The 26138-nt window shown below is 57.8% G+C and carries 26 protein-coding genes and 1 pseudogene; 13 read left to right on the forward strand and 14 right to left on the reverse strand.

The window, feature by feature from the left end:
• Positions 1–11: 11 nt before the first annotated feature.
• A complete protein-coding gene (locus SPG90_RS05620) occupies positions 12–212 on the reverse strand; it encodes a hypothetical protein (protein ID WP_023311485.1) in 201 nt (66 codons plus the stop codon).
• A gap of 331 nt (positions 213–543) precedes the next feature.
• Between SPG90_RS05620 and umuD the strand changes: the two genes are divergently transcribed.
• Together umuD and umuC are read left to right on the forward strand one after the other, a co-directional pair.
• Positions 544–978 carry a translesion error-prone DNA polymerase V autoproteolytic subunit gene (umuD, locus tag SPG90_RS05625; RefSeq protein ID WP_322407999.1) on the forward strand — a complete coding sequence of 145 codons (435 nt, stop codon included), beginning with the start codon at positions 544–546 and terminating at the stop codon, positions 976–978.
• On the forward strand, positions 962–2224 hold the full coding sequence (gene umuC, locus SPG90_RS05630) for a translesion error-prone DNA polymerase V subunit UmuC (RefSeq protein ID WP_126303206.1): 1263 nt from the start codon (positions 962–964) through the stop codon (positions 2222–2224). The genes umuD and umuC overlap by 17 nt, the downstream gene beginning before the upstream one ends.
• A 12-nt stretch (positions 2225–2236) precedes the next feature.
• Here the strand turns inward: umuC and SPG90_RS05635 are convergent, their stop codons facing one another.
• On the reverse strand, positions 2237–2506 hold the full coding sequence (locus SPG90_RS05635) for a hypothetical protein (protein WP_126303207.1): 270 nt from the start codon (positions 2504–2506) through the stop codon (positions 2237–2239).
• Between the two features lie 82 nt (positions 2507–2588).
• A complete protein-coding gene (locus SPG90_RS05640; RefSeq protein WP_213751341.1) occupies positions 2589–3476 on the reverse strand; it encodes a LysR family transcriptional regulator in 888 nt (295 codons plus the stop codon).
• Positions 3477–3573: 97 nt separating this feature from the next.
• Between SPG90_RS05640 and SPG90_RS05645 the strand changes: the two genes are divergently transcribed.
• The 5 genes and pseudogenes from SPG90_RS05645 to SPG90_RS05665 all read left to right on the forward strand — a co-directional run.
• Positions 3574–4629, forward strand: coding sequence for an SDR family oxidoreductase (locus SPG90_RS05645; RefSeq protein WP_126303208.1), 1056 nt, complete (start codon positions 3574–3576; stop codon positions 4627–4629).
• Between the two features lie 133 nt (positions 4630–4762).
• Positions 4763–4900, forward strand: a complete 138-nt coding sequence (locus SPG90_RS05650; protein WP_369880841.1) for a hypothetical protein — start codon at positions 4763–4765, stop codon at positions 4898–4900.
• A gap of 205 nt (positions 4901–5105) precedes the next feature.
• Complete coding sequence (locus tag SPG90_RS05655; protein WP_126303209.1) at positions 5106–6794, forward strand: T6SS phospholipase effector Tle1-like catalytic domain-containing protein; 1689 nt, start codon at positions 5106–5108, stop codon at positions 6792–6794.
• Between the two features lie 10 nt (positions 6795–6804).
• Positions 6805–7491: a DUF2931 family protein gene (locus SPG90_RS05660; RefSeq protein WP_059446687.1), complete on the forward strand. Its 687-nt coding sequence runs from the start codon at positions 6805–6807 to the stop codon at positions 7489–7491.
• Positions 7492–7619: 128 nt separating this feature from the next.
• Positions 7620–8045: pseudogene (locus SPG90_RS05665) on the forward strand (LysR substrate-binding domain-containing protein); the annotation flags it as partial.
• Here the strand turns inward: SPG90_RS05665 and SPG90_RS05670 are convergent.
• A complete protein-coding gene (locus SPG90_RS05670) occupies positions 8017–9471 on the reverse strand; it encodes a PLP-dependent aminotransferase family protein (protein ID WP_126303210.1) in 1455 nt (484 codons plus the stop codon). The pseudogene SPG90_RS05665 and the gene SPG90_RS05670 sit on opposite strands and share 29 nt — an antisense overlap.
• Positions 9472–9567: 96 nt before the next feature.
• On the opposite strand from SPG90_RS05670, the gene SPG90_RS05675 reads away from it, so the two are divergent.
• Entirely contained in the window at positions 9568–10335 is a 768-nt protein-coding gene (locus tag SPG90_RS05675; RefSeq protein WP_047174620.1) for an arylamine N-acetyltransferase family protein, read from the forward strand.
• Positions 10336–10357: 22 nt separating this feature from the next.
• Here SPG90_RS05675 and SPG90_RS05680 read toward each other — a convergent pair whose 3' ends face one another.
• The 4 genes from SPG90_RS05680 to SPG90_RS05695 form a co-directional block, all read right to left on the reverse strand.
• Positions 10358–13435 (reverse strand): efflux RND transporter permease subunit, encoded by a 3078-nt coding sequence (locus SPG90_RS05680; RefSeq protein WP_248169096.1) that lies wholly within the window; start codon positions 13433–13435, stop codon positions 10358–10360.
• Positions 13432–14580 (reverse strand): efflux RND transporter periplasmic adaptor subunit, encoded by a 1149-nt coding sequence (locus tag SPG90_RS05685; RefSeq protein ID WP_045401275.1) that lies wholly within the window; start codon positions 14578–14580, stop codon positions 13432–13434. Before SPG90_RS05685 ends, SPG90_RS05680 begins: the two co-directional genes overlap by 4 nt.
• A 78-nt stretch (positions 14581–14658) precedes the next feature.
• Positions 14659–15855, reverse strand: a complete 1197-nt coding sequence (locus SPG90_RS05690) for a sensor histidine kinase (protein ID WP_045619788.1) — start codon at positions 15853–15855, stop codon at positions 14659–14661.
• Entirely contained in the window at positions 15852–16547 is a 696-nt protein-coding gene (locus SPG90_RS05695; protein ID WP_045401269.1) for a response regulator, read from the reverse strand. Before SPG90_RS05695 ends, SPG90_RS05690 begins: the two co-directional genes overlap by 4 nt.
• Positions 16548–16671: 124 nt before the next feature.
• On the opposite strand from SPG90_RS05695, the gene SPG90_RS05700 reads away from it, so the two are divergent.
• Positions 16672–17457, forward strand: a complete 786-nt coding sequence (locus SPG90_RS05700; RefSeq protein WP_045401265.1) for a MipA/OmpV family protein — start codon at positions 16672–16674, stop codon at positions 17455–17457.
• 28 nt (positions 17458–17485) lie between these two features.
• Here SPG90_RS05700 and yajD read toward each other — a convergent pair whose 3' ends face one another.
• A complete protein-coding gene (gene yajD, locus SPG90_RS05705; RefSeq protein ID WP_003857471.1) occupies positions 17486–17833 on the reverse strand; it encodes an HNH nuclease YajD in 348 nt (115 codons plus the stop codon).
• A gap of 178 nt (positions 17834–18011) precedes the next feature.
• Here yajD and SPG90_RS05710 point away from each other — a divergent pair, with 178 nt between their 5' ends.
• Together SPG90_RS05710 and SPG90_RS05715 are read left to right on the forward strand one after the other, a co-directional pair.
• Complete coding sequence (locus SPG90_RS05710; RefSeq protein ID WP_023311499.1) at positions 18012–19037, forward strand: LLM class flavin-dependent oxidoreductase; 1026 nt, start codon at positions 18012–18014, stop codon at positions 19035–19037.
• A 28-nt stretch (positions 19038–19065) separates the two neighbouring features.
• Positions 19066–20013 (forward strand): zinc-dependent alcohol dehydrogenase family protein, encoded by a 948-nt coding sequence (locus SPG90_RS05715; RefSeq protein WP_045401262.1) that lies wholly within the window; start codon positions 19066–19068, stop codon positions 20011–20013.
• A gap of 3 nt (positions 20014–20016) precedes the next feature.
• On the opposite strand, the gene SPG90_RS05720 is transcribed toward SPG90_RS05715, so the two are convergent.
• The gene (locus tag SPG90_RS05720; protein WP_023311501.1) at positions 20017–21051 is read right to left on the reverse strand and encodes an AI-2E family transporter; all 1035 of its coding nucleotides are present in this window, start codon (positions 21049–21051) and stop codon (positions 20017–20019) included.
• Positions 21052–21474: 423 nt separating this feature from the next.
• On the opposite strand from SPG90_RS05720, the gene mdtJ reads away from it, so the two are divergent.
• On the forward strand, positions 21475–21837 hold the full coding sequence (gene mdtJ / locus SPG90_RS05725; RefSeq protein WP_023311502.1) for a multidrug/spermidine efflux SMR transporter subunit MdtJ: 363 nt from the start codon (positions 21475–21477) through the stop codon (positions 21835–21837).
• Positions 21824–22153 (forward strand): multidrug/spermidine efflux SMR transporter subunit MdtI, encoded by a 330-nt coding sequence (mdtI, locus tag SPG90_RS05730; RefSeq protein ID WP_024909144.1) that lies wholly within the window; start codon positions 21824–21826, stop codon positions 22151–22153. The genes mdtJ and mdtI overlap by 14 nt, the downstream gene beginning before the upstream one ends.
• Positions 22154–22191: 38 nt before the next feature.
• Here mdtI and SPG90_RS05735 read toward each other — a convergent pair whose 3' ends face one another.
• The 4 genes from SPG90_RS05735 to SPG90_RS05750 form a co-directional block, all read right to left on the reverse strand.
• Entirely contained in the window at positions 22192–23013 is an 822-nt protein-coding gene (locus SPG90_RS05735; RefSeq protein WP_045401259.1) for a trypsin-like serine peptidase, read from the reverse strand.
• A 280-nt stretch (positions 23014–23293) separates the two neighbouring features.
• A complete protein-coding gene (gene asr, locus SPG90_RS05740; RefSeq protein ID WP_322408000.1) occupies positions 23294–23758 on the reverse strand; it encodes an acid resistance repetitive basic protein Asr in 465 nt (154 codons plus the stop codon).
• Positions 23759–23932: 174 nt separating this feature from the next.
• Positions 23933–24457, reverse strand: a complete 525-nt coding sequence (locus SPG90_RS05745; RefSeq protein WP_322408001.1) for a thioredoxin fold domain-containing protein — start codon at positions 24455–24457, stop codon at positions 23933–23935.
• A gap of 171 nt (positions 24458–24628) precedes the next feature.
• Complete coding sequence (locus tag SPG90_RS05750; protein WP_248190747.1) at positions 24629–26113, reverse strand: carboxypeptidase M32; 1485 nt, start codon at positions 26111–26113, stop codon at positions 24629–24631.
• Between the last annotated feature and the right edge of the window lie 25 nt (positions 26114–26138).

Here is a 26138-nt window from a genome sequence, read left to right on the forward strand (position 1 = left end):
GCTTTGCGCGCTTAGGCTCCTGTCTGACTTTTCTGCCTGTGCAGCGCCAACGCTTCCGCCACAATCTCCTGCTTGCTCTTACGCGTCTCAAAGGCGGTGGTTCTGATGTACTCCATCAGATCGGGATCGATGCGGGCGCTCAACATCCTGAGATCGGCCTCCTTTGCCAGACCGCGTGCAACACGCTTGTCTGGATAGTCACGGGCTGGCATTGAAAATATTCTCCAGTAAGTCTTATTAATTCGTTCGGTAAAATATGCTTTTATCTGACTTAAAAGTCAATACTCAGTGATTTAATAGTGATTGTGTTTTTATATAAGTCATTATGAAGTATTTTGATTTGTGACTTTTTCATGACTTTTGTTGGCGCGTCTCTTATCGCACTCTGGGGAGAACCATGGGGAGGGTTATCGGCGGGCAACGTTGCTAAATTAAAACCGCTCAAACTTCAACGCGTTTGGGTTCACCTTTGGAAATGACCTTGATCCTTGTCCATAATTCGTAATACTGTATTTATATACAGTATTCGGCGAGAAAGGCATTATGGACACTCTCTTTTCTTATCACTCAAATCAAGACATTGAATTACCTTTGTTTTTAGAACGCGTGGCCTGTGGTTTTCCCAGCCCGGCGCAGGAATATGTGGAGGATCGTCTCGATCTTAACCGGCTGGCAGTCAGACACCCCAGTGCGACCTATTTTATCAAGGTGAGTGGAGACTCCATGATTGGGGCGGGGATCGGCGACGGCGATCTGCTGGTGGTCGATCGTTCGTTAAATGCCGAACACGGGGATATCGTCGTGGCGTCGGTCGCCGGTGAGTTTACGGTGAAAGAGCTACAGACCCGCCCGGTTCTGAGACTTCTGCCGCATAATGCCCGCTATCAGCCGATTACCTTTCAGTCCGAAGAGGAGCTGCAGATCTTCGGCGTCGTCACCCACACTCTCAAAACGCATAAACATGTTCGCGCTGGTTGATGTGAATAGCTTTTACGCCTCCTGCGAGAAGGTATTCCGCCCCGATCTGGAGGGGAAACCCATCGTGGTGGTGTCCAATAACGACGGCTGCATTATTTCGCTGTCGCGGGAGGCAAAGCAGTTCGGCATAAAAATGGGGGAGCCGTATTTTAAATTCAAAGAAAAGCTATACCCGTCAAAAGTTTACGTCTTTAGCTCGAACTATGCGCTGTATGCCGATCTCAGCAGTCGGGTCATGCAGACGCTGACCGATCTCGCCCCGGCAATAGAGATTTACTCCATCGATGAGGCGTTCGTGAACGTTTCAGGGGTCAGCCACTGCCTGTCGCTGGAAGCGTTCGGTCACCAGATGCGCACAGAGGTCTTAAAAAATACGGGCCTAACCGTTGGCGTCGGTATTGCCCCGACCAAAACGCTGGCGAAGCTGGCCAACTATGCGGCGAAACGATGGTCCGGCACTGGCGGCGTGGTCGATCTCTCAGGCCGAGAGCGGCAGCGTAAGCTGCTGGAAAAGGTTCCGGTAGAGGAGGTGTGGGGGGTAGGGCGGCGCATCACGAAAAAGCTCAACGCTATGGGGATCACCACGGCGCTGGAGCTGGCGGAAGCGTCGTCCTGGGTCATCCGCAAACATTTCAACGTGGTACTGGAACGTACGGCCCGCGAGCTGCGCGGTGAGCCCTGTCTTGATCTGGAGGAGTTCACCCCCACGAAGCAGCAAATCATCTGTAGCCGTTCGTTTGGACACCGTATTACCCAATATGAAGAGATGCACCAGGCTATTTGCGCCTACGCGGAACGCGCTGCGGAAAAACTGCGCGGCGAGCATCAATACTGTCGTTTTATCAGCGTATTTGTTCGCACCAGCCCGCATGCGGACAACGAAATTTATTACGGCAATCAGGCTTCTGTCACCCTGATGATGCCCACCAATGACTCGCGCGATATCATCCGCGCCGCCACGGAGGCGCTGGGGCGTATATGGCTCGACGGCTATCGCTATATGAAAGCCGGGGTCATGCTGGCGGACTTTTTCAGCAGCGGCGTCGCCCAGCTTAATTTGTTTGACGATAATCGTCTGCGCGCCAACAGCGCGGCGCTGATGGAGATGATGGACAGCGTAAATCATTCCGGTAAAGGGAAGATATGGTTCGCCGGGCAGGGTATTGAGAAATCCTGGGCGATGAAGCGTGAGATGCTGTCACCGGCCTATACGACGCGGTACGCCGATTTGCCGGTGGCGAGGTAGAGTATCGTTGCGTTATTTCTTTTGAATCAACCAGGTTGCCGCAGCCGCCAGCACGCCGATCAGCGGCATTTCGCCCGCACCGGCCAGGAAGTTATGACGATCGATCTCACTATTTTTACGGATATCGGTAAGGCGAGTAAGCGCCTCTTTTTCATCCGCGGCGCCGATCTCCTCGAACTGTTTTTCGAACCCCTGGGCGATGAGCTGTGCAGCCGCATCGGTGTTTGCGCTTTCGATTGCTATGAGGTTTGGGCCTTTTTGGAAAAAACAGTACTCCGGCATAAGTGCTCCAGAAAAAGGGGATACGGTAAAAATACTCTATTCCTGGCGGTTGAAAAATGCACGTCATTTACGGCGGAAACAATCAGTTTTTCTTCAGTATTTCAGGCAGCAACTGCTCAATCACGCTGACGACCTTTCTGACGCGCTGCGGAATAAAGCGGGCGTCAGGATAGACGGCATAGAGGAAGCGATCGGGTAACCGCCAGTCGGGCAGCACCGGTACCAGCGTGCCCGCCTGCAGCGCCCTGGCCACGAGCGGTCGCTGCATGCCGCCGATACCGATGCCTGACTCCAGCGCCTGCAGCAGCGCGTCGCTGGTGTTGGCACGGAAAACGGTATTCACGTTGACCTCGACCGTTTCCTCGTCAGAAATCAGGCGCAGGGGGGCATCCAGCGGAATACCGCTGAACCGCACGTGTGGCAGCGTGGTCAGTTCGCTGACGGCGTGTACCGCCTGAAAACCGGGAGCGGCAAACAGCGCGGCTTCAATACGCGCCAGCACGCGAGCCGCGTGCGCCTGCGGAGGCTCGCTGCTCAGCCGTATCGCGACATCCACGCCCTCCGTCACCAGATCGGCAAGGCGGTCATCCAGGGAAATCATCAGCTGCAGTTCGGGATGCAGGCGCTGTAGCGCCAGCAGATGCGGCAAAATGATCTGCCCCAGGCCGCTCGGTAGCTGGACATGGACGCGTCCCCGAACGCGATGATCGGCAGGATGTAAACGCCTTTCCGCTTCCCCCATAGCGTCCAGCACAAGCTGCATATCTCGCCGGTAACGTTCCCCCTGTTCGGTCAGCTTCATCGTACGCGTCGTACGGTGCAGCAGCACCACGCCAAGCTCATCCTCAAGCGCCGCGATCTGTTGACTGACGGCGGACTGCTTAATACCGGTCTGACGGGCGGCCGCTGAAAACGAGCCCGCTTCAGCGACGCGTAGAAAGGTAGAAATGGCGGTGAGCTTATTATTCATTTAGTGATTCTGCTTATAAGTGCCATCGGTTTCAGGGGATATCTCCAGAAAAAATAATAGATCACACTGCGTCTGTCACCCTTTCCGGAGAAACACCATGAATAAGATGCAGCAACACAACGTCGCCCTGGTCGCGGGCGCCAGCGGCATTGTCGGCAGACAGCTGGTCAACACGCTCCTGCACCATCAGTGGGAGGTGATTGGCCTCAGTCGCCGCGAGGTAACCCATCCGGACGGCATTCCCATGGTGAACGTCGATTTACTGGATGCGCAGGATACCGCACGGGCGCTGCACGCCCTGAACGGTGTCACCCATATCTTTTACAGCGCCTGGGCGAACGCGGCGAACTGGACGGACATGGTTGAGCCGAACGTCACCATGCTGCGTAATCTGGTCAGCACCCTCGAAAAAACGGCGCCTTTGCAGACGGTAAGCCTGATGCAGGGATACAAAGTCTATGGTGCGCATCTGGGGCCGTTTAAAACCCCGGCGCGGGAAAGCGATCCCGGCGTGCCGGGTGCCGAATTTAACGCCGCGCAGCTCGCGTGGCTCAGCCAGTTTCAGCGGGGAAAACGCTGGCACTGGAATGCCATCAGGCCGGGCGTGGTGGGGAGCGCGGTACCGGGTAATGCCATGAACCTTGCGCTGAGCATCGCCCTGTACGCCTCCCTGTGCAAGGCGCTGGGGTTACCGCTGCGTTTTCCCGGTTCGGAACAGGCCTGGCACAGCATCGTTGACCATACCGACGCCGGGCTGCTGGCCGAGGCCACGGTGTGGGCCGCCGCGTCACCTGCGGCACAGAATCAGGCGTTCAACGTAAACAATGGCGATATCTGGCGCTGGAGCGAGCTGTGGCCGCGCATCGCTCGCTGGTTTGAACTGGACTCTGCGCCGCCGGTGAGGCTGTCATTTCATCAGCTGTTTAACGACTATCGCGGCGTATGGCGCGAGCTTGTCGAAGAGCGACTGGTGGAAGCGGATATTCTGCAGCTGAGCGACGGGCGGTTTGCCGATTTTGTCTTTAGCTGGGACTACGACATGTTTGGTGACGGGAGCAAACTCCGGCGATCGGGCTTCACGCAAATGCAGGCGACCGATGCGATGTTTTTCCGCCTGTTCGCGCAGTTGAGAGCCGCGCGGATTATTCCCTGATGAGCCTGGGCGTCCTGGTGCAGGCCAGGACGCCGGGTGTTTACTCAACCGTTAACGCATTCACAACCTCGGCCACGCTTTTCACGCTGCGGATATTCCTATCTCTTTTGCGGCATTGCGGGTGATGCCCGGCATGCCTGATTTTTATCGTCAGCATCCTGAAATCGATATCATTCCGAGCAGCTCTGAACACCGCCGGGATATGTTCTGGTGCTGCCTTGACTGTGTGCTGTGGGTGGGCGAACTGGGCGACGGCGACTATATGGCCTAGTGGGAGCGAAGCTGCAAAATGCGACATCTGGCTTTTTTTGAACTGGAACTGAGTAAAAATGGCTCTTTACCGGGTATGCAGGAACAGGCGGATACAATCCCCTCGATACATTTGAGCATGTGCATCATCTACTGAAGATAGAGCGGTGATTTTGGTTAAGGTATGATGGGATATTTATTAACCCTCAAAACTAAAAGGATTTTCCATGAGCACAAACGAAAAGACCACACCGGAAGATACCGGTTATTATCGGTATGAAGTTATCGGGGACTGCACTCTGCGAACCAGCGCTGTCGGGACTGTAAAAACCGTTCAGTGCCGGCGGGTGCCAGTCAGGGGGATCGCGCTGACCGTAGGTGTGTTCTTTGACGGCACTGGGAATAACCGGGCGAATTCAGACGATCTGCGGCTGGCATATGCGCACTGCGCTAATCTGGTTGGCGAGGATCGTGCCAGGGCGTGCGAGAAGTATGAAAAGCATGCCAGAGCAGAGTTAGGGAACGCCAGCTGGCAGGGCGGCATCACTAATATTTCGCGACTGTTTGACCTTTATCAGTCTAGTGATGAACTCAACGACAGTGAGACAGAGGCGCAGGTAAAAATCTACGTCAGCGGCATCGGGACGGCGGACGGTGAAAGCGATTCTATGCTGGGAGCGGCGCTGGGCAGCAGCCTTATCCGGCAGTTTGAAGGGGGGGTGACGAAGACAGACGAGGCGCTTGACAAAATCAGCGCAGAGCTGAGCCGCTTTATCAAACTTAACCGTGACAAAGTGGCGATAGCGAAGGTGCAGTTTGATGTGTTCGGTTTTAGCCGCGGGGCAGCGGCAGCGCGGCACTTCGCCAACCGGGTGATGAACCAGGACGCGGAGATAGCGGTGGCGATAGACAAAGGATTAGACCTGACAGGGCACCATGGAAAAGCGGCGGGAGAGGTACGCTTTCTGGGGCTGTTTGACACGGTGGCGGCCATCGGGAGTCTGCTGAACTTCTACGGCATCAACGGGCGCAGCAACCCCGGCGTCAACCTCGAACTGCGTCCCTCGGTGGCGCAGAAGGTGTTTCAGATAAGCGCAATGCACGAGTGCAGATATAACTTCAGCCTGAACAGCATAGCGGGGATGTGGCCGGAGCTGGCGCTGCCGGGTGCGCACTCGGATATCGGCGGAGGCTACAACGCGGGAGAGGATGAAATATCCCTGCTGACGATGCCGGACTTTGAAGTGATACCGGAAAGCTCGGATGAAATGCAGACGGCAGTATATCGTAAGGCGGAGAAGATGCGTCAGACGCTATATTCGCTGCCGGCGCTGAAATACCTGATGCCGCACGGTAAGGTAGAGACGAAAATGATTTCGTGGCCACTGGTTAACCGGGATAAGGCACGGGCGTTTATTTTGGAGAAGAAAGCCGGCGCGGCGGTATTTATGACTCGCCGGGCGGTGCCGAACGACTGGGAAAAGGTGAGTATGCGGGTGATGCTCGATGCGGCACAGGATGCCGGGGTGATATTCGGTGATATTGATCCGCAAAATACTGACATGGCTCTTCCCGCTGAGCTTGTTTCCCTGTGTGACAAAGCGATAGCGCAGGGGCGCGCAGTCCGACGCGGTACGGACCAGGAGAGCTTCACGGCAGATGAGATGCGGACCATCGGGCGTTACCTGCACTGTTCGGCGAACTGGAACATCGATTCGGATCTGAGTCTGTGGGTGAGTCCGTCCTCAGGAGAAGTTTTTCTGAGAAACCACTATGCGCCAACGGACGAGCGCTCGTTCGTGTGGCCGATGGCTCCTGGCAAAGGGTGGGTGCGGACGGTATGGCGGATGGACGACCAGCAGCAGTGGGAAGACAGGGCGCGGGCGAATGCGGACGCGCTGGACAGACTTTTCTGAGGAGGCAGGGATGAAACGATTACCGCTGGTAGCGGTCATGTTGGGTGTCGTATTGCTCGCCGGTTGCCACGATCGCCGGGAGGGTGTGAAGTCATTGTCAGGGGATGGTGTAGAACAGTGGGGGCAGAAACTGCCTTACGATCACTGGCAGTTTAATTTTTTCTATCCCGTCAACCTGCCGGCACTGGTGACCATGGTGTATCTGGAGGATGGGGATATCCGGGAAAGTATTTTCCGGCGACTGGACCCCACGGAACCGAGCCAGAGCAGCGTGGGGACATGGAGCCAGCGCGTGGGTGGTTTTTCAGCCAATTTTAATATCGGCAAGGCGCTGCCTGTCAGGATGACGGTGTGCTGGGACTCGGTTATCGATAAAAAGGCGTACGAAACGGAGATCTGGTTCAGTCGGGAGACATGGCAGCAGATGCTCACAGCCTATCCTGATACCTATAAGCCGGGAAAGACGTATTACCGGGATAATATGATTATCGGACTGGCACCGGGTGGAACGGTGCGGGTCTGGCTGGAGAATAACGGCGATCCTGTTGTGCTTCAGCATCCTGCGCGGCAACTCACTCTGACAGGGGAGGATATGCTGATATGCAAAGGGGTAACGAAACATCCTAACGGATATATTTATTACGGAAAGACACCCGATTTCATCAAAGGGAAAATCTATCCGTATGGCAACTGGTAGGGCATAACGGTCAGTAAAATCAAAAGGATCCTCTTGAGATCCTTTTGAGCATCAATCTGATTGTTTTGATGGGTTAAACTTCAATTTTTTTAACATGTCACATTTTGCAGCTTCGCTCCCACCAGGGCTACATCGCGCGTAAAATCGGGAACATCAAAATCACGACCTGCGCCAGCCCGGACTGGCTGGCAAAACACGGTACGCCAGAAACGCCGGATGATTTACGCAAACATCAGGCCATCAACTGGATTAATAACCGCAGCAGACAAATTCATCCGTGGACGTTTACCACGCCAGAAGGCATCGCGGAAATTACCTTGCCCGGTAAGCTTGTCGTGGATAACTCCGAGGCCTACATCGCGGCAGGCCTTGCCGGGCTGGGGTTAATGCAGGGGATGAATCTCTTTCTTCAGCCTTACATAGACAGTGGTCTTCTGGTTGAAGTCCTGCCGGACTATCGCTCGCCGGACCGCAAGCTGTCACTGCTCTATCCACACCGCCACCTCTCCCGGAAGGTGCGGGTCTTTACCGAGTGGCTGGAGAGTCTGGTGTGAAAGCGGCCAGCTCGTGACACAGCGCGCCAATCTGTTCCACGGCGTTCAGCAGGCGGGGCGTGGGTTCGTTTGCGCAGTTCAGCCGCAGAAAGTGCGTTAACTCCGCGGCAGGGGAAAACAAGGGGCCAGGGCTGACGCCAATGCCCAGCGCCAGCGCGCGACGATGCACCTCCAGCGCGTTGACCCGCTGAGGCAGTTCAACCCACAGCAGGAAACCGGCAGCGGGTACGTTAACGCGCGTACCGGGCGGAAAGCTCGCCTTGACCTGCGCCACGACGGCGCGAACGCCCTCTGAGATCCGGCGCTTCAGCCGCCGCAGATGGCGATCGTAGTCGCCGCTCGCCAGAACATCGCTCGTCGCCGCTTCCAGCAGCGGGGCGCCAGCCCATTCTCCGGCCATTCGCGCCTGTAAGACCTGCGGGGAGTAGCGTCCGGCGGCGATCCAGCCGATTCGCCATCCGGGCGCAAGCGTTTTAGACAGGGAACTGCAGTAGATCACATTCCCGCTCAGGTCGAACGCCTTGCAGGCCGGAGGGCGTTGCCCCTCGCCGACCAGATCACCGTAAACATCGTCCTCAATTAAAGGAATTTCAGCCTCTTCAAGCAGGGCAACCAGTTCCTGCTTGCGCGCGACGGGCATGCTGGCACCCAAAGGATTTTGCACCGTGGGCGAGGCCAGAACGGCCGCGGGGCGGTGGCAGCGAATAGCGTCCGCCAGCGGTTCCAGCAGCAGGCCTTCTACAGGGTCGGTGGGGATCGCTAAAGCCTTCAGGCCTAAATCCTCCAGCAGCAGGAGCGTACCAAAGTAGGCTGGCTGCTCAATCGCCACGACATCACCCGGCTGGCACACGGCCCGAAGTGCCAGGCGCAGCGCCTGCGTCGCGCCTGCGGTAATAATGAGATCGTCCGCGCCGAACCGGGCTCCCCACTGGGCAGAGCGCGCGGCAATCTTGCTTCGCAAATCCCGCCTTCCCGGAGGCAGGCTGTAGCTCTGTCCATGCGCGTCCAGACGACGGCCCGCAGAGTGCAACGCCCGCTGCAGCGCATCTCCCGGCAGCCACGCGGGATCGGGCAGGGCGGCGCCCAGCGGGATCAGCCGGGCTTCTGCACTGCTGAACAGCGACCGGGCCACGGCGGACATGGTGACGGGGACCGGGCCCGGCGAGGAACGCGCGGGCTCCGCGCGCGGAGGCTGGCTGGTCTGACGGATGTAATAGCCTGAACGCGGGCGCGCAACGATCAGCCCCTCAGCCTCAAGGCAGCGGAGGGCCTCCAGCGCCGTCGGAAGGCTAACGCGCTCGCGTTCGGCCAGTTTGCGCGCGGAGATCATCCTGTCACCGGCGCGCAGCGCGCCGGACGTAATGGTAAAACGCAGCATATCCGCAATACGGCGATAGTGAGGAGAGGACCGGGACGGGGCAGACATGGGGAACTGTTCAGGCTAATTTTCGATAAAACTGACTATACAGCCAATGATGCGCGCCATCTATAGTGTCCGGCATGTTCAGGACAAGGAGGCATTATGCAAAGCGATAACTTCAACATTTCCACCTATTTCAAACGCATAAACTATACCGGACCGGCGGGTGCCGATACGGTCACCCTGCATGCACTCATGCGCCATCAGCTCTTTTCCGTTCCCTTTGAAAATCTGGACGTACAGGCGGGCAAAGTTGTCTCGCTGGCGCCAGACGATATCGCCGATAAGGTGTTAACGCAGGGGCGCGGCGGCTACTGCTATGAGGTAAACGGGCTTTTTGCCATGGCGCTGGAGGCGTTAGGGATCCCTTACCGCTTCGTGGCGGCGCGCCCGATGTTCTACCCCGCGCGGCGGCCGAAAACCCACATGGCGATCGTTGCTGAGGTAGATAGCCGACAGTGGCTTTGCGACCTCGGTTTCGGCAGCTACGGTATTCGTGCGCCAATGGCGCTGGACACGCTTGATGTGGATATCACGCAGGATTTCGACACGTTCCGACTGAGCCGCAGCGCGGAGGGTGAGTATTTGCTTGAGGCGAAGGTTGAGGGAGAGTGGGCCCGGCAGTACGGCTTTGATCTCACCCCTCAGGAATGGATTGATTTCGTTCCGGCCAACTATCTTAACTCCACGCACCCGGATGCCATCTTTGTGCAGAAGAGGGTGGTGGTGCAGCACAGCCCGGAGGGACGCCAGATTTTGCTGGGCGATGTGCTGAAAACCATCACGGCGAACGGCACTGAAACGCGGCAGCTGGCGGAGGATGAAATCCGCCATGTCCTGAAAGACCGTTTTGCGCTGATCGCCGCGTAATCTGCCGGGAAACGGTGGAGCCTCAGCGCAGTCCGTCTTCTGCGGCGTTGCGCTGAGCTCCCCACTGTAACAGCAGGCTAAACGACGCGGGTAACACGGTCAGCGTCACCAGCGTCGCGACCAGCAGCCCGCCGATAATGGCATAGGCCATTGGCCCCCAGAAGACCTGATGAGAGATCGGGATCATGCCCAGAATGGCGGCGCAGGCGGTCAGACAGATGGGTCTGGCCCGGTGTTCCGCGGCCGCCATAATTGCGGCATCGATTGCCATCCCCTGAGCAAGATTGCTGTCAACTTCGCTAATCAGTATCACCGCGTTGCGCACGATCATCCCCGCCAGGGCGATGACGCCCAGCAGCGCGACAAACCCCATCGGCGTGCCGCCGGGCAGCATAGCCAGCACGATCCCCGGTAGGCCAAACGGGGCCATCAGGAGGGCCAGCAGCATCCGGGAATATCGCCGCAGCTGAAGCATCAGCAGCAACAGCATGAGGACCAGCGTTACCGGAAGAACGGTAAAGACGGAGCTGTTCCCCTTGTCCGATTCGGCAACCGCGCCGCCCTCTTCAATGCTGTAACCTGCGGGCAGGCTCGCGCGCAGCTTGTCGACCGCCGGACGCAGCGCCGCGGATACCGCTTCAGCCTTCAGGCCCGGGGCAAGGTCCGTTTGCACCGTGATAAAGGGCACGCGCTGGCGACGCCAGATGACCGGATCGTCCACGCCCCAGACCGGCGTCGCGACGGCGCTGAGCGGAATTTTTTTACCGTCATTCCCCTGAATCGTGAGCGAGGAGAGGGTGGCGGTGCTGTGACGTGCATCGTCCGTGGCCCGCAGCACCACGTCGACAAGGCGGTCGTTATCCCTGATGGAGGTGACAACGCTGCCGGACCAGACGGTGTTCAGCGTGCGGGCGAGGCTTTCTGACGATATTCCCGCCGCCCTGGCCGCCGTCTGATTCACCTTAAGGGTGATGACCCTTTCAGGCTCTCCGGCCGTCTGGTTAACGTCGCGTGAGAACGGGGAGCGGCCAATCGCGTCCGTGAGACGGTTCGCCAACGCCCGAACCTGCAGATAATCTGGCCCGCTCACCCGGTATTTGATGGGCCAGCCGACGGGCGGCCCCAGCTCAAGGGGCGACACGCGCGTGATGATGTCGCTAAACTGCGTCGCCAGGAGCCTGTTGAGCTGCGCATGCAGACGATCCCGCGCCTCAAGATCCTTAGCCACCACGACCATCTGGGCGATATTTTCATTTTCCAGCAGCACGTCCATCGGCAGGTAAAAACGGATGGCGCCCGACCCGACGTACGTCGAATAGCGATCGATGTTGCCGTTGCCGGCCAGCGCCTTTTCCAGCTTTTTCACCTCTCTTAGCGTTTCCGGCTGCGACGCGTTGGCCGGAAGCGTCAGGCTGACCAGCAGCTCTGGCCGATCCGATGCGGGGAAAAACTCGCCCTGCATAAACGTCGTGCCGTACGCTGACAGCCCCAGCGCGGCAAGCGCAATCAGCACGGTAGCGAGCCGGTGGCGCAGCGCCAGGCGTAAAAGTCGTCCGTACCCGCGCGCGATCCTGCCGGGGCCTGCCGCGTGATGTCTGACTTTTTCCGGCAGCAGCCACGTGCCCGTCAGCGGCGAAAACAGGATCGCGACGGCCCAGGAGCAGAGCAGGGCAATGAGCACCACCGCAAACAGGGAAAAACAGTATTCACCGGCGCTGGAGGCCGCAAAACCAACGGGAATAAAGCCGGCAATCATCACCAGAGTACCGGTGAGCATCGGGAAGGCCGTTGTTTTGAACGCATGGGTGGCCGCATGCCGACGGGAATCCCCCGCTTCCAGCCGCGAGACCATCGTTTCAACGGCGATCATGGCGTCATCCACCAGCAGGCCCAGGGCAATGATCAGCGCCCCGAGCGAGATGCGCTGAAGGCCGATGCCTGCGAGCATCATCCCGGCAAACGTCATGGCGAGCACCAGCGGGATGGCCGTCGCCACGACCAGTCCGGCCCGTAAGCCCAGCGAGACAAATGAAACCGCCAGCACGATAACAACGGCTTCGATAAGCACCCGGATAAATCCGCTTACCGCGTCACTGACCACCGCTGACTGATCGGCAACTTTCACCATCTCGATACCGTGCGGCAGCCCGGCGCTGAGGGCCGCCATTCTGGCATTCAGCGCAGCGCCGAAACGCAGCATGTTGCCCGTTGGCGCCATCGACACCGCCAGCCCGATAGCCGGCTTGCCGTTTACCCGGTAGGCCGGGGCCGGTGGCTCGGCGATTTCCCGGGTGACGGTGGCAATGTCGGTCAGCGGAATATAGCGATTGTTCACGTGCAGCGTGACGGCGCGTAAGCTCTCTTCGGTCATGAGCGCCCCGCTGACCTTGATCGCCATGTTCTCTTTTTCGGTACGCATCGTTCCTGCCGGGACAACCGCATTTTGCGCCCGGAGGGCGTCGGCAACCTCCTGAATATCAAGCCCCATCCCGGCCAGGCGCGCGGGAGAAAAGGCGAGAACCCACTGCTCCTGCTGTTCGCCCAGCAGGGTGGTTTTGCCTATATCCGGCAGGGACATCAGCTCGCGACGAATTGTCTCTGCGCGATCCCGCACCTCCCGCAGGGTGAAACCCTCAGGAATAAAGGCATAAATTGTGCCGAACGTGTCGTCAAACTCGTCGTCCACGGCAGGGACCTGCACCCCTTCAGGCAGGGACGGCGCGATGTCCTGCATTTTTTTGCGAACCTGATACCAGATATCCGGCACGCGTTGCGGGGGCGTATCGTCACGGAGGTTGACGTGGATAACGGTGCGTCCGGCACGGGTTTCACTTTCGAGATAGTCCAGCCAGGGCGTTTCCTGCAGCTTTTTTTCAAGCGTATCGGTCAGCAGGCGGGTGGTATCCGCCACGGATGCTCCCGGCCACTGCGCGGAGACGACGGCCGTTTTAATGGTGAACGCCGGATCTTCATTACGCGGCAGCTTCTCATAGCAGAACACGCCCATCGCAATCACCAGCAGCATGAAAAAGCTGACCATCTGCTGGTTTTTGAGTGCCCAGGCGGAGAGGTTAAATTTGGCTTCCGGTCCTGTGTTCATGGCTGAACCTCTCCGGCAACCACCGGCTCGCCGGACCGCAATGTGCTCACGCCCGCCGTAATCACCCTGTCGCCCGGCTCAAGGCCGGAGGCAATCATGACGGAGGTGGCCGTATAGCTCGCGGGCACCACCGCGCGCAGCTGCGCCCGCGACTGCGGGGTAATCACAAATACGGCCGGTTTGTCGCCGACGCGGGTCAGTGCCGACGCGGGGAGGGTGTAGCCGCGCGGGGCAGACGATGGCAACGTGACGGTAACGCTGGCGCCCAGCGCCATGGCCGCCGGCGGGTTTTGCAGGGTGGCTCTGACGCGCCAGGTGCGGGTCTGAGGATCGGCCTGCGGGGTAATATCCCGCAGCGCGGCAGACGCCTGTACCGACGGGTCGCTGAGGAGTGAAACCCGCAAAACCGCCTTATCCAGAGGCGGGATCGCATCCGGAGTGGCAATATCAAACGCCACGTCGCGGGCTTCACCCGTTGCCAGCGTCAGTACGGACTGACCGTCGCTGACAACCTGTCCGGCAGAGGCGTTCACGGCGGTGATGACGCCCGCCTGCGGCGCGATCAGGCGCGTCCAGCCGAGGCTTTCGCGGGCATTTCGCCACGCGGCCTCGCTGCTTTTTAAGCGCGCGCGGGCGACAAGCCAGTCGGCACGGGCGCTGTCGAGCTGCGTGCGGGCGATAGCACCCGTTGGTATGAGCTTTTGCATTCGACTGACGTTAAGCGCGGCGACCTGCGCCGAGGCTTTGGCACCTTCATAGTCGGCCTCAGCGCCGTCGAGCTGGTTTTTCCCGGTTGTATCGTCAAGCGTGGCCAGCAGCTGTCCGGCAGTGACCCGGTCGCCAATATCAACGCTGCGCGTCAGTATTCGGCCCCCGGTCCGAAAGCTCAGGGTCGTTTCATCGTGGGCATGGATCTCACCGGTTCTTTCCAGCGCGGGAAGGGTCTGGGCGGCCCCGATGACGACGTAGCGTACCGCTCGCGCAGGGTCGGGCTTATTTTCGTGTTTATCACCGCAGCCGGTCAGCGGAAAAATCGCCAGCGCAAGCAGGGCCAGGGGAAGAAAATGCAGCCAGGAAAGGGTGCGCGCCACGCCGTACAAATGATGCAGGCAGTGGCGGAGGGAGAGAAAAAATTCGTCTGACATAACGCCGCTCCATAAAGGGAATGGCGTTATTAAATGTGCGCTACGTCGAGAAAGATTCGACGTTCTGTCAAGGCTTTATCAAGAGTGGATATTTTCATTACCGGACGGGTGCCAGGGCAAAAAAATGCGCACGGCGAGGCCGCCGGTTTCCGGCAATGACGCGCTAATCTCACCCCCATGCGCCTCGCAAATCGCCCGGGCGATGGACAAACCGAGGCCGCTGCCGCCGGAATGCCGCGCGCGGGACTGCTCCTCGCGGCTAAAGCGTTTAAACATTTCCGGTAAGAACTGGGGCGACACGCCCGGCCCGTCATCGGTAAATTCGAGGATGTAATGACCGCTGGCGTAGTGCAGCGCCACCTCGAGGTGGCCGCCCTCGCGTCCGTAACGTAGCGCATTTTCCATGAGGATGGTAACGACCTGTCCAAGACGGAACGCATCGCCTCTGAAGGGGCTGGTGCGCGGGTTGCGAAGCGTTATCCGAAAATGATGCGCGTCAGCCTCGGGCATGATCCAGGCAGCCCGCTCCTGAATCAGCTCATCGAGGCAAAACGGCTGGTCCTCCAGCACGAGGTTACCCGCGTCGGCGAGCGACAGAAGGTGAAGCTCATCGGTGAGGCGGTTGAGGTGCTGAAGCTGTTTCATCACCATGCCGAGCTGTGCCGGGCTGGCATCAAACACGCCGTCTAACATGCCCTGCAGACGCCCGATGGCGGCCGTCAGGGGCGAGCGCAGCTCGTGCGCCATCGCGACGTGCGAGGCGCGGAGCTCTTTTTCATAGCGGGCGAGCTGTCCCGTCATGGAGTTAAAGTCGGTCGCAAAGCTGATCATTTCCGCCGGCGCATCCTCGATCAGTTCCGCCTGACGGCCAAACTGCCCGTCGGCGACATCCTTTGCCGCATCGCGAAGGCGGCTGAACTGCAGCGCCAGCGGCCGGGCGTGTTTGAGCCCCATCACCACGATAAACGGGATCATCACCAGCACCAGCAGGGCCACCGTGGCCCAGTCGGCTGAGGCGATAGACGGCGTGGAATAGCTCAGGCCCCACCAGGTGTCCACAATCGAGTGGAAGCGGGCCGGATTGGCCTGCGGGTTCTGGCTGAGCGTCAGAAACTCCTGGCGGACCGCCGCTGGCATTTTGCCCATTATCCAGTAGTTCTGAACCGCATAGCGCAGCCACATGCAGGTGGCAATGACGATCACGCTGCCGATAGCCAGCGCCAGGATGCGCGCGCAAATCCAGCGCCACAGAGAGGAGTGCTGATTTTTAATCATGGCTGTCTGAACCTGTAACCCACGCCGCGAACGTTGATCAGCACGCCGGAGATCCCCGCCGCTTCGAGTTTTTTACGCAGGTTATAAATATGGGTGTCCACCACGCGCTCCAGCGCCTCGCTTTCCGGCAAACAGTGCTCCAGTAAATACTGGCGGGAGAACGGGTGCGCCGGAGAACGCAGCAGCGTTGCCAGAAGCGAGAATTCCGTTGGCGTAAGATCGAGCATCACGGGCGCGTCGCCGCCGTTATCCACGCTCGCCACAATGGCGGCCACGTCCACCTCCAGCGTTTGCCAGCGAAGGATCGCCCCGTCCGTCTCTTTTTTACTGCTGCGCCGCAGCACCGCCTGCACCCGAGCCACCACTTCGCCCGGATGATAAGGCTTCACAACGTAATCATCGGCACCGTATCGCAGGGCGCCAATGCGGTCAGGGGTATCCCCCATGGCCGTGACCATGATCACCGGCACATCGCTTTTACGACGCAGGCCAGCCAGCACCTCGGTGCCGTTAAGCCCCGGCAGCATCACGTCCAGCAGAATGAGGTCGGGCTTCCACCGCTGCGCCATATCCAGCCCGGAATGACCGTCTCCGGTAATGGTCACGTCGTAATTTTCCCGCCGTAAATAGGCCTCGAGCACGCCAGCCGCATCGGCGTCATCTTCAATAATCAGCACTCTTCTGGACAACATCCGTTCACCTTGACCATTTCTTAACACTATCCCGACGATTCATTGATTCAGCCAAATCATACTGCGCCAACGTTGTGTGGCCGCCCCCGTATCAGGAGGCGCTAGCGTCCGTATGGAGAGCAGTATGATAGCGATAAAAAAAGTCCTGTATATGTCCGTCCCGCTTCTGATGGCCGTGGTTTCCGGCGCGCAGGCGGAGGATGGCGCCGCGTCCGATTCCTTAACCGTCGGGCTTGGGGGGCAGTATGCCCCGCGTTACTCAGGCTCAGACAAGCAGGTGTGGCAGGTGGTTCCGGTGCTGCAGGGACGCAAAGGCGCTTTCTTTATTGATGCGCAAAAAGGGGTGGGATATGACCTGCAAAACGACAGCGGCTGGTATTTCGAACACACGCTGGGCTACGATTTCGGAAGGGCTGAGAAAAATTCTGGCTGGCGTGAGGGCGCAAACAATCTGAAAGGGATGGGGGACATTGATGCCACCCTGAATACCGGCCTTGCCGTGGGCTGGCAGGCCGCGCCATGGCTGAGTATGGAAGGCAAAGCGACGCTGCCGTTAACGGACAGCCAGGGGGCAAGCTATCAGGCCTCCGTGACGCTAATCCCCTTACAAAATAATCAGGACACGGTTGCCTTTCAGTCAGCGGCCCTTTTTGGCGACAGCCGTTATCTGAATACCTGGTATGGGGTCAGCGAGCGGCAGAGCCGCCGCACCGGATATCGCCGCTATGCTGCGCCGGGTGGATTCTATGGCGTCGACACCAGCCTGACCTGGAGCCATCAGTTCGATGCCCACTGGGGGACGGTGCTGAGTGCGGACTATACCTGGCTGGGCGATCGTGCGAATAACAGCCCGATCGTGATGCGGCGCAATGAGGGGGCTGCAACCGCCGCTATCACCTGGACATTTTAAATTCGAGGAGCACGAGGGGGCGAGAGGATTATTTCTTCTTATCCATCATCGCTTTTAAATCGGCAAACGGGTTAAACGTGGCGACGCCCACGTCTTTTTGCGCGTCTTCCCCGGCCACCACGGTGGTGCCGTACTGATCCGCTTCGGTGTATTTCGAATGTTCGTGATCGTGGCAAAACAGGCACAACAGCTCCCAGTTGCTGCCATCTTCCGGGTTGTTGGTATGGTCGTGATCGATATGGTGCACCGTGAGTTCACGCAGATTGGAATAGACAAACTCGCGCGAGCAGCGTCCGCAGACCCAGGGATAGATTTTTAATGCTTTTTCGCGATAGCCGCTTTCCAGCCGCGCGTAGTTTTTGGGGATCAAAGCCATTGCCGGTTTTACCTGCCATGAAAAGAGTGGGGAAGATTATATCCCATTATGGGGCGGAATGAAGAACCACGCTATTCTGTCAATTTATTTGATGCTTTCCGTTAAATAAACGGCATTTATTCTTATCGGGTAATGCGTAAAGTGGACAGAACGCAACGTATTATCAGGAAAAATGGTTATGAAAAAGATCGGATTTTTATCCTTTGGTCACTGGACGCCTTCTCCGCAGTCCGGCACGCGCTCGGCGGCAGACACGCTGCTGCAGTCCATCGATTTAGCCGTGGCGGCTGAAGAGCTGGGGGCAGACGGCGCGTATTTCCGCGTGCACCACTTTGCCCGACAGCTTAGCTCGCCGTTCCCTCTGCTGGCGGCAATAGGCGCAAAAACGAAAACCATCGAAATCGGTACCGGCGTGATTGATATGCGCTATGAAAATCCGATGTACATGGCTGAAGATGCGGGCGCGGCGGATCTGATTTCCGGCGGTCGTTTGCAGCTTGGCATCAGCCGCGGCTCGCCGGAGCAGGTCATTGATGGCTGGCGCCATTTCGGCTATGTCCCGCAGGAAGGGGAAGACGAATCGGATATGGCGCGCCGTCATACCGAGGTGCTGCTTGAGGTGCTGCGCGGTGAAGGGTTTGCCAAACCCAATCCACAGCCTATGTTTCCGAATCCGCCGGGGCTGCTGCGCCTGGAGCCGTATTCTGAAGGGCTGCGCGAGCGTATCTGGTGGGGCGCCGGTTCCAATGCGACGGCCGTATGGGCCGCAAAGCTGGGAATGAACCTGCAAAGTTCAACCCTGAAGGACGATGAAACCGGCGAGCCGTTCCATATTCAGCAGGCAAAACAGATCCGCGCGTACCGTCAGGCCTGGAAAGAGGCAGGGCATTCTCGACAGCCGCGGGTGTCGGTCAGCCGCAGCATTTTTGCGCTGATGGACGACCGCGACCGGATGTATTTCGGTGCCAGCCGCAACGACAGCGATAGCGTGGGCTATCTTGATGAGAAAACGCGCGCGATCTTCGGGCGCAGCTATGCGGCGGAGCCGGACAAGCTGATTGAACAGCTGAAAAAGGACGACGCGATTGCTGAAGCCGATACGTTATTGCTGACCGTGCCGAACCAGCTCGGTGTGGATTACAATGCGCACGTGATTGAATCTATTCTCAAACACGTCGCACCGGCAATGGGCTGGCGCGAGTAGTCGTTCCGCTATCAGCCGTGAGATCGTAATGGAAAATCTGGCCCTCTGGTATCGCCGTTTTGGCGAGCCAGAAACCGTTCTGCACTCTGAAACCGCGCCGCTGGGGGCGCTTGCGCCGGGTCATCTGCGCGTGCGAATGCTGTTTTCTCCCGTGAACGCGTCCGATCTTATTCCCATTACCGGCGCCTACCGCCACAGAACCCCGTTACCGGCGGTAGCGGGGTATGAAGGTGTCAGCATTGTCACCGACGTGCCCGCGTCCTTTGCGCATCTGCTGGGTAAACGTGTCCTGCCGCTGCGCGGTCAAGGCACCTGGCAGCGCTATGTTGATTGCCCGGCAGAGTATGCTATCCCCGTTCCGGACGCTGTTGACGCACATCTGGCCGCACGGGCCTATATCAACCCGCTGGCAGCGCAGATGATGCTTACCCGCTATCCGCCTGAAGGAAAGCGGGTGCTGCTGACGGCTGCCGGGTCGGATTGCGCCATTCTGCTGGGGCAGTGGGCACGTCAGGCAGGAGCGGAAGCCGTGTACGGGATCCACCGTTCCCCCGTTCACGCTGAACGGCTGGAGGCGATGGGTATCATTCCCGTCGCGCAGCATGACGCGCAGCGGATTGGCACCGTCGCCGCGCGTGCTGACGTCGTCTACGATGCAACCGGCGGGCCGCTGGCGGAAGCGATCCTCAGCGCGATGCCCGAGCAGGGCATGTTTGTCTGCTACGGGCTGCTCTCCGGGCAAACGTTCAGACAGCAACGGCCCGCGCCGCGCGTGGCGTGGTTCCATATCCGAAACGGTCTGGATGCGCTCAGCGCTGAGGCGTGGCGCGCGGAGTTTGACCGCATCTGGCTTAATTTGCCCGCCAGCGGGTACAGCGACGTCACGGTGTATCCGCTGGCGGAATGGCGAAGGGCGATCGGTACGTATCGCGAAGGGGGAAGGACCCGCAAGCCCCTCCTGTCGATGGCGGACTGACCGCTATTTATGGCTCATATCGCTCAGCAGCACGGCGATGGTTTGCCCGCCCGCCGTCTGTTCCAGGCCAATCTTGACGATAATGGTCAGCGGGACGGAGAGCAGCATTCCAACGGGCCCGAGCAGCCAGCCCCAGAAAATCAGGGACAAAAAGACCACCAGCGTGGAGAGTCCCAGCCCTCGCCCCATCATGCGTGGCTCAAGAATGTTACCGAACACCAGGTTGATGACCAGATAGCCGGCCAGCAGGATCAGCGCGTCATAAAACCCGCTGAAAACCAGCACCTGAAGGATAGGGGGGATCGCCGCCAGCACGGAGCCGATGTTGGGAATGTAGTTAAGCGCAAACGCCAGTAACCCCCAGACAAAGGCAAAGCGAACGTCCAGCGCCAGAAGCATCGCCCAGACGACACCGCCCGTGACCAGGCTAATCGCCGTTTTCAGCACCAGATAGCGGGAGACGCTGTCCAGCGCGCGTTGAATCGCCCCCATGCCTTCAACCGGACGGACCATCATCTGCTGCAGCTTTGCCGGCAGCTGCGGCACCTCCAGCAGCATGAACACCACCGTTAAAAACAGCAGGAAAATGGAGGTCATGGCATTGGAAAGCTGCGCCAGCAGGCTGGTGACGATCGTCATCGCCGCGTTGGGGTCGATATATTTCAGCAGTTCTTCCACCGAGACTTCGATACCCGCCCGCTGCAGCCAGGGTTCTAGCTGCAGCAGGGGGATAGCCAGCGAAGAACGGTACTTCGGCAGCGTTCGCGCCAGCTCATTGAGCGAGGTCCCCAGATACGCCACCAGCAAGACCATCGCCACAATGATGATGCTGATAAGCAGCGTGATCGCCAGCACGCGCGGGATGCGCAGGCGCGTCATGCGCTGCACCAGCGGGTTAAGGATCACCGCGATAAACAGGGCCAGAATAAAGGGCACAATAATGTCGGCGGCAAAACGAACGCCTGTCAGTATGATCACCAGCATGCCCAGCATGATGACAATTTTTAACCCGTTCAGGGTAATAATGGGTTTAGCCATGGTGACTCCGAATTTTTCTTTATATTTATAATAAAGGTGAAAGGCGTTGCAATAAACTAACCAAAATCAAACGGTATGGGTAAAGAATTGCAAAGACTTTGAGTAAAATCCTGGCTTATGGTACAAATCTGGTGTGTTTAACTACCGAGGACAATTTTCATCCGCAAAGACGAGAAGCAACAACGCGGATAATTGTAATTTTATGGACAATATGTTCAGGACGTACTCTTCAAACAATACCGCTGTCTACTCCACCTCCTTCTGCCTGCTTTCTGGTGAGCAACACTGGCGCACCGCACTATAGTCATTTCTTCTGCCTGAGCTGGCGCTAAGCGCTTAGCTAACTGATTTCAATTCGTTTTTTTTTTGGTTTGCTGCACGCAGCGGGCCACAATGGATTATATTCTCAAGCAGGAGAAAAACATGTTTTACTGGATCCTATTAGCGCTGGCTATCGTCGCTGAAATTACCGGCACGCTGTCTATGAAATGGGCAAGCGTCAGCGATGGCAACACCGGTTTTATTTTGATGCTGGTGATGATTTCGCTTTCTTATATTTTCCTCTCGTTTGCGGTGAAAAAAATTGCGCTGGGCGTCGCGTATGCACTGTGGGAAGGGATCGGTATTTTGTTGATTACGCTGTTCAGCGTGCTGATATTTGACGAAACATTAACAACAATGAAGGTCGCCGGATTAACGACGCTGGTCGCGGGTATTGTGCTGATTAAATCGGGTACCCGTAAGCCTGGCAAACAGCAGAAGGAGCAGAACCATGCAACAGTTTGAGTGGGTTCATGCGGCCTGGCTGGGGCTCGCCATCGTGCTGGAAATCCTGGCGAACGTTCTGCTGAAATTCTCGGATGGTTTTCGCCGTAAACTGTACGGCCTGATGTCGATTGCCGCGGTTCTGGGGGCATTCAGCGCCCTGTCCCAGGCGGTAAAAGGGATCGATCTGTCGGTGGCCTATGCGCTGTGGGGCGGTTTTGGTATCGCCGCCACGCTGGCCGCAGGCTGGGTGCTCTTCGGCCAGCGTTTAAACAACAAGGGCTGGATGGGGCTCATCTTGCTGCTTGCCGGCATGATCATGATAAAACTCGCCTGATAACGTTGCGATCCTTAGTTTCAGGCCTCCGCGCTGGCTTACTGTGTAGCCAGCGCCTCCAGCTGGTCGCGGAAACCGGTAACGGACAAGGCGCGGTTGTCGGCGCGCCACCGGTCTTTTGCCGCCGGGGCAGAGCTCTGGACACCAATCAACTGCCAGCCCTTGTCGGTTTTCAGCATCAGCGGTGAACCACTGTCACCCGGCAACGTATCGCACTGATGCGAGAGTACACTGGTTTGCGCCCAGCCCGTCACAATACAGTCGGTGTGCGTATAAAGCGTATCCAGGTGATCGACAGGATAGCCTGACTGCGTCACCTTTCGGTCGGCGGCTTTCAGCGCGGCGGTGAGGGCGGCCTTGTCGCCGTCAAATAACGGCAGCGGCGTAATGCCCGAAGGTGGGTAGCGTAAAACGATCAGGCCATAATCCCACGAGGCGGCCGCAGGTGGCACTATCCAGCCGTCGCCATCTGGCTTCAGGCGTTTGCCGAGAGAAGGATCAACCCTTCCCTCAATGCCGTGGATTTCATAGCGCCAGGTCCCTTTTTGCGACACAAACCGCAAGGCAACGGCTTTATCCGGCTTGCCGTTTGGCGGCGTTAACAGGCAGTGGCCTGCCGTCAGGGCAAGCTGCGGGGTGATCAGCGTCGCAGTACATAAGTTACCGCTGGCGGTTTCCAGCTGGCCTATAGCATCCCAGGGTGCCTGGGTGGGATCGGCGACGCGCGTACGATCGTCATGACCGAAAAAAAGCGTCTTTAGCTCTTTCGCGCTAATGGTGTCATCACCGCCATCATCCGCATGTGAGAATCCAGAAAAAAGACCAAACGTTCCCAGTAACAACACAACAGATTTACGCATATCACACTCTGGTGGGGGTAATTATGATTATTAAAAGTGAACCCTATGAAAATACTATAGACGGGACAGCGCTAAAGTGGGAGTAAAATCAGCGTGCTACAATCAGGAAAGATAAAAATGGCTGGCGATGAGCGCGCATAAAATAAGCAGGATCAGAATCAGCTCAAACCGATAGCGTCGCAGCATACGCCCTCCGGAAATAAAAAAACGGCGCGGAACCTGTTCCGGTTCAGCGCCGGTTTACCAACGTGCCCCGAAGGGCACGGTTAAGCTTGTACTCTTACGCAGCTGGCTGTGCAGCTGGTTTAGCAGCTTCGTGTTTTACTGCTTTTTTGTGATGCTTTTTAGCAGTCTGAGCTTTCTGTTCTACAGCTGGTTTGGTTGCTTTTTTGTGGTGCTTCTTAGCGGCCTGCGCTTTCTGTTCTACAGCCGGTTTGGTCGCTTTTTTATGGTGCTTTTTAGCAGCCTGAGCTTTCTGCTCTACAGCCGGTTTAGCGGCTTTTTTGTGGTGCTTTTTGGCAGCCTGAGCTTTCTGCTCGGTTGGTGCTGCGGTTGCTGGTGCAGCGGCTTCTTTTTTCGCTGCAGCTTTGTGATGTTTCTTATGGTGAACCGCTTTTGCTGGCGCAGCGGTGGTGGTTGCAGCAGGCGCGGCAGCCGGTGCAGCAGTTGCGGTAGTGTCAGCAGCAAATGCAGCAGAAGACAGACCCATAGCAGCGGCAACAACCAGAGCTAATACTTTATTCATTCTCATACCCTCGAATTTGGTTTTTCATTTAACCCCACTGCGGGGCCGTTGAAATAACTATATCCCTGTAAATTCGAGGTTTCCGTGAGTGATTGGTATCGGCGTGTAACGGAATGTACAGAGGGGAGGAAAGTGTACGAACAGGCCAAACGCCGCTGCTCGTACGGGCCTCTGTTATTTGTTCAGTGTGGCCAGAATAGCCGCCGGAGACTGACTGCCTATAATCGTCCGTGATTCAGGCTCGATCACCACCATTACCGGGGTGATGCTAATGCCCAAACGTTCTGCCAGGGCAGATTGCCGCGCGATCAGATCGGAGCAGGCTGTGGTGGTGTCGTTATCCGGTAAAAATCCCGCCATCGCTTGTTGCAGGCTTTTGACCTTATCGGTTGAACACCAGACGCGCCCCATATCTTCAATTACCGAGTCGCGAATGGCGTTGGGCGCAACGGTCAGAAACGACATCGTCAAACCGGCATCCGTATATTGCTTAACGTTTTTCACTACGTTGCTGCAGTAAATGCACTGGTTATCAATAAACACCAGCAGCTTATATTTTTCAGCAGGAGCCTGAAACGTGATGGGCTGGAGGTCTGCAAGAGAGCGGGTAATATAGTTAAACGCGTCTTGCGGGGTATTATCCGTGGCTGCGAAAGTACTTAAACTGGTCGCACACAGAATGGCTAACATCGTTTTCATTATGCCTTTCATCATTCATCCCTTTATTTTTTTAATCCTGACCTGATGGCAGTCTAATTGTGTCGGAAGGACACGCATTCATACACCCGACGCAATCATGACAACATGTGCTAAATCATATTCTTATTGAAAAGGGTGAGAAGAGTGCCGGAGCAGGCTCCGGCAGAGGGATTAAAGATAACGGGAGGTCAGATGTTCCCGGAAGTAACGGATATTCAGATCTTCGCCCGTCGCCTGGGTGATTAATTGCGACGTGCTGAAGCGGCTGCCGTGCTGCCAGATGTTCTGACGCAGCCACTCAAAGAGTGCGGAAAAATCGCCTTCGGCGATGGAGGCCTGCAGACCCGGCAGTGCGGTTCTGGCGGCATGGAACAGCTGCGCGGCGTACATTGCGCCAAGCGTGTATGACGGGAAGTAACCAAAACCGCCGTCGGTCCAGTGGATATCCTGCATACAGCCGTTGCGGTAGTTGTCTTTGGTGGATAATCCGAGCCAGGCCTGCATTTTCTCATCCCACAGGGCGGGAATATCGTCCACCTCTATCTCGCCGTTGATCAGCGCGCGCTCAATCTCATAGCGCAGCACCACGTGTGCCGGGTAGCTCACTTCGTCCGCATCGACGCGGATATAGCCAGGTTTCACGCGCTGGTTCCAGGCAATAAAGTTCTCTTCGCTAAACGCCGCCTGGCTGCCAAAGCGGGCGTGTACCGCAGGGAGGAGATGCCTGAGGAAGGCTTCACTGCGCCCCAGCTGCATTTCAAAGAACAGGCTCTGTGACTCATGGATCGCGGTTGAGCGCGCCAGGGCAATCGGCTGTCCTGCCCACGCGCGCGGCAGGTTTTGTTCGTAGCGGGCGTGTCCGGTTTCGTGGATCACGCCAAACAGCGCGCTGAGCAGCTCATCTTCGTCATAGCGCGTGGTGATGCGCACGTCTTCCGGGACGCCACCGCAGAACGGGTGCGCGCTCACGTCCAGGCGACCGCCGTTAAAATCGAAGCCAAGCATCTTCATGGCTTCCAGGCCCAGCTCACGCTGTGTGGCCGTCGGGAAGGGGCCCTGCGGGGGAATAAACGACCGTTGAGCCTGTTTTTCCACCACGTTTGCCAGCAGGTCCGGTAGCCAGGACTTCATATCGCCGAACAGAACGTCCAGACGCGCGCTGGTCATGTCGGGCTCAAAAATATCCAGCAGCGCGTCGTACGGCGTACAGCCTTTAGCTTCAGACCGCAGGCGAGCCTCTTCGCGGCTGAGTTTTACCACCTCTTTCAGGTTGGCGGAAAAAACCTGCCAGTCGTTAGCGGGACGCTGAGTACGCCAGGCGTGTTCACACTTGCTGCCCGCCAGGGATTTGGCTTCCACCAGCGATTCCGGCAGCAGAGTGGCCTGCTGGTAGTGGCGCGTCATTTCGCGCAGGTTGGCCTGTTCGACATCATTCAGATCTTCACCTGCCGCCGCCGCTAACAGGTCGCCGACTTTTTTATCGGTCAGGATCTGGTGTTGCAGGACGCTCATCTCCGCCAGCGCCTCGCCGCGCGCGGCGCTGCCGCCCGGCGGCATCATGGTGAACATGTCCCAGCTGGCGATGGAGGAGAGGTGAGAGAAGCGGGAGAGACGCTGGAAGGTGCGGGTGAGTTGTTGGTAGTTATTGTTTTTCATGAAGTCCTCGTGTCTGAATCAGCCG

Source organism: Enterobacter sp. D2 (assembly GCF_034427575.1).
Lineage (GTDB): Bacteria > Pseudomonadota > Gammaproteobacteria > Enterobacterales > Enterobacteriaceae > Enterobacter > Enterobacter cloacae_M.

Bases quoted from the DNA above. Each gene is read 5' to 3' on its own strand.
- SPG90_RS05710 (WP_023311499.1), top strand. From the start codon at position 18,012: ATGAAAAAGATCGGATTTTTATCCTTTGGTCACTGGACGCCTTCTCCG.
- SPG90_RS05620 (WP_023311485.1), bottom strand. From the start codon at position 212: ATGCCAGCCCGTGACTATCCAGACAAGCGTGTTGCACGCGGTCTGGCA.
- SPG90_RS05670 (WP_126303210.1), bottom strand. From the start codon at position 9,471: ATGTCTGCCCCGTCCCGGTCCTCTCCTCACTATCGCCGTATTGCGGAT.
- SPG90_RS05680 (WP_248169096.1), bottom strand. From the start codon at position 13,435: ATGAACACAGGACCGGAAGCCAAATTTAACCTCTCCGCCTGGGCACTC.
- asr (WP_322408000.1), bottom strand. From the start codon at position 23,758: ATGAATAAAGTATTAGCTCTGGTTGTTGCCGCTGCTATGGGTCTGTCT.
- mdtJ (WP_023311502.1), top strand. From the start codon at position 21,475: ATGTTTTACTGGATCCTATTAGCGCTGGCTATCGTCGCTGAAATTACC.
- SPG90_RS05745 (WP_322408001.1), bottom strand. From the start codon at position 24,457: ATGAAAACGATGTTAGCCATTCTGTGTGCGACCAGTTTAAGTACTTTC.
- SPG90_RS05660 (WP_059446687.1), top strand. From the start codon at position 6,805: ATGAAACGATTACCGCTGGTAGCGGTCATGTTGGGTGTCGTATTGCTC.
- SPG90_RS05695 (WP_045401269.1), bottom strand. From the start codon at position 16,547: ATGTTGTCCAGAAGAGTGCTGATTATTGAAGATGACGCCGATGCGGCT.
- SPG90_RS05635 (WP_126303207.1), bottom strand. From the start codon at position 2,506: ATGCCGGAGTACTGTTTTTTCCAAAAAGGCCCAAACCTCATAGCAATC.
- SPG90_RS05735 (WP_045401259.1), bottom strand. From the start codon at position 23,013: ATGCGTAAATCTGTTGTGTTGTTACTGGGAACGTTTGGTCTTTTTTCT.
- SPG90_RS05675 (WP_047174620.1), top strand. From the start codon at position 9,568: ATGCAAAGCGATAACTTCAACATTTCCACCTATTTCAAACGCATAAAC.
- SPG90_RS05650 (WP_369880841.1), top strand. From the start codon at position 4,763: ATGCCTGATTTTTATCGTCAGCATCCTGAAATCGATATCATTCCGAGC.
- SPG90_RS05645 (WP_126303208.1), top strand. From the start codon at position 3,574: ATGAATAAGATGCAGCAACACAACGTCGCCCTGGTCGCGGGCGCCAGC.
- SPG90_RS05655 (WP_126303209.1), top strand. From the start codon at position 5,106: ATGAGCACAAACGAAAAGACCACACCGGAAGATACCGGTTATTATCGG.
- SPG90_RS05690 (WP_045619788.1), bottom strand. From the start codon at position 15,855: ATGATTAAAAATCAGCACTCCTCTCTGTGGCGCTGGATTTGCGCGCGC.
- SPG90_RS05750 (WP_248190747.1), bottom strand. From the start codon at position 26,113: ATGAAAAACAATAACTACCAACAACTCACCCGCACCTTCCAGCGTCTC.
- SPG90_RS05640 (WP_213751341.1), bottom strand. From the start codon at position 3,476: ATGAATAATAAGCTCACCGCCATTTCTACCTTTCTACGCGTCGCTGAA.
- mdtI (WP_024909144.1), top strand. From the start codon at position 21,824: ATGCAACAGTTTGAGTGGGTTCATGCGGCCTGGCTGGGGCTCGCCATC.
- SPG90_RS05685 (WP_045401275.1), bottom strand. From the start codon at position 14,580: ATGTCAGACGAATTTTTTCTCTCCCTCCGCCACTGCCTGCATCATTTG.
- SPG90_RS05720 (WP_023311501.1), bottom strand. From the start codon at position 21,051: ATGGCTAAACCCATTATTACCCTGAACGGGTTAAAAATTGTCATCATG.
- umuC (WP_126303206.1), top strand. From the start codon at position 962: ATGTTCGCGCTGGTTGATGTGAATAGCTTTTACGCCTCCTGCGAGAAG.
- yajD (WP_003857471.1), bottom strand. From the start codon at position 17,833: ATGGCTTTGATCCCCAAAAACTACGCGCGGCTGGAAAGCGGCTATCGC.
- umuD (WP_322407999.1), top strand. From the start codon at position 544: ATGGACACTCTCTTTTCTTATCACTCAAATCAAGACATTGAATTACCT.
- SPG90_RS05700 (WP_045401265.1), top strand. From the start codon at position 16,672: ATGATAGCGATAAAAAAAGTCCTGTATATGTCCGTCCCGCTTCTGATG.
- SPG90_RS05715 (WP_045401262.1), top strand. From the start codon at position 19,066: ATGGAAAATCTGGCCCTCTGGTATCGCCGTTTTGGCGAGCCAGAAACC.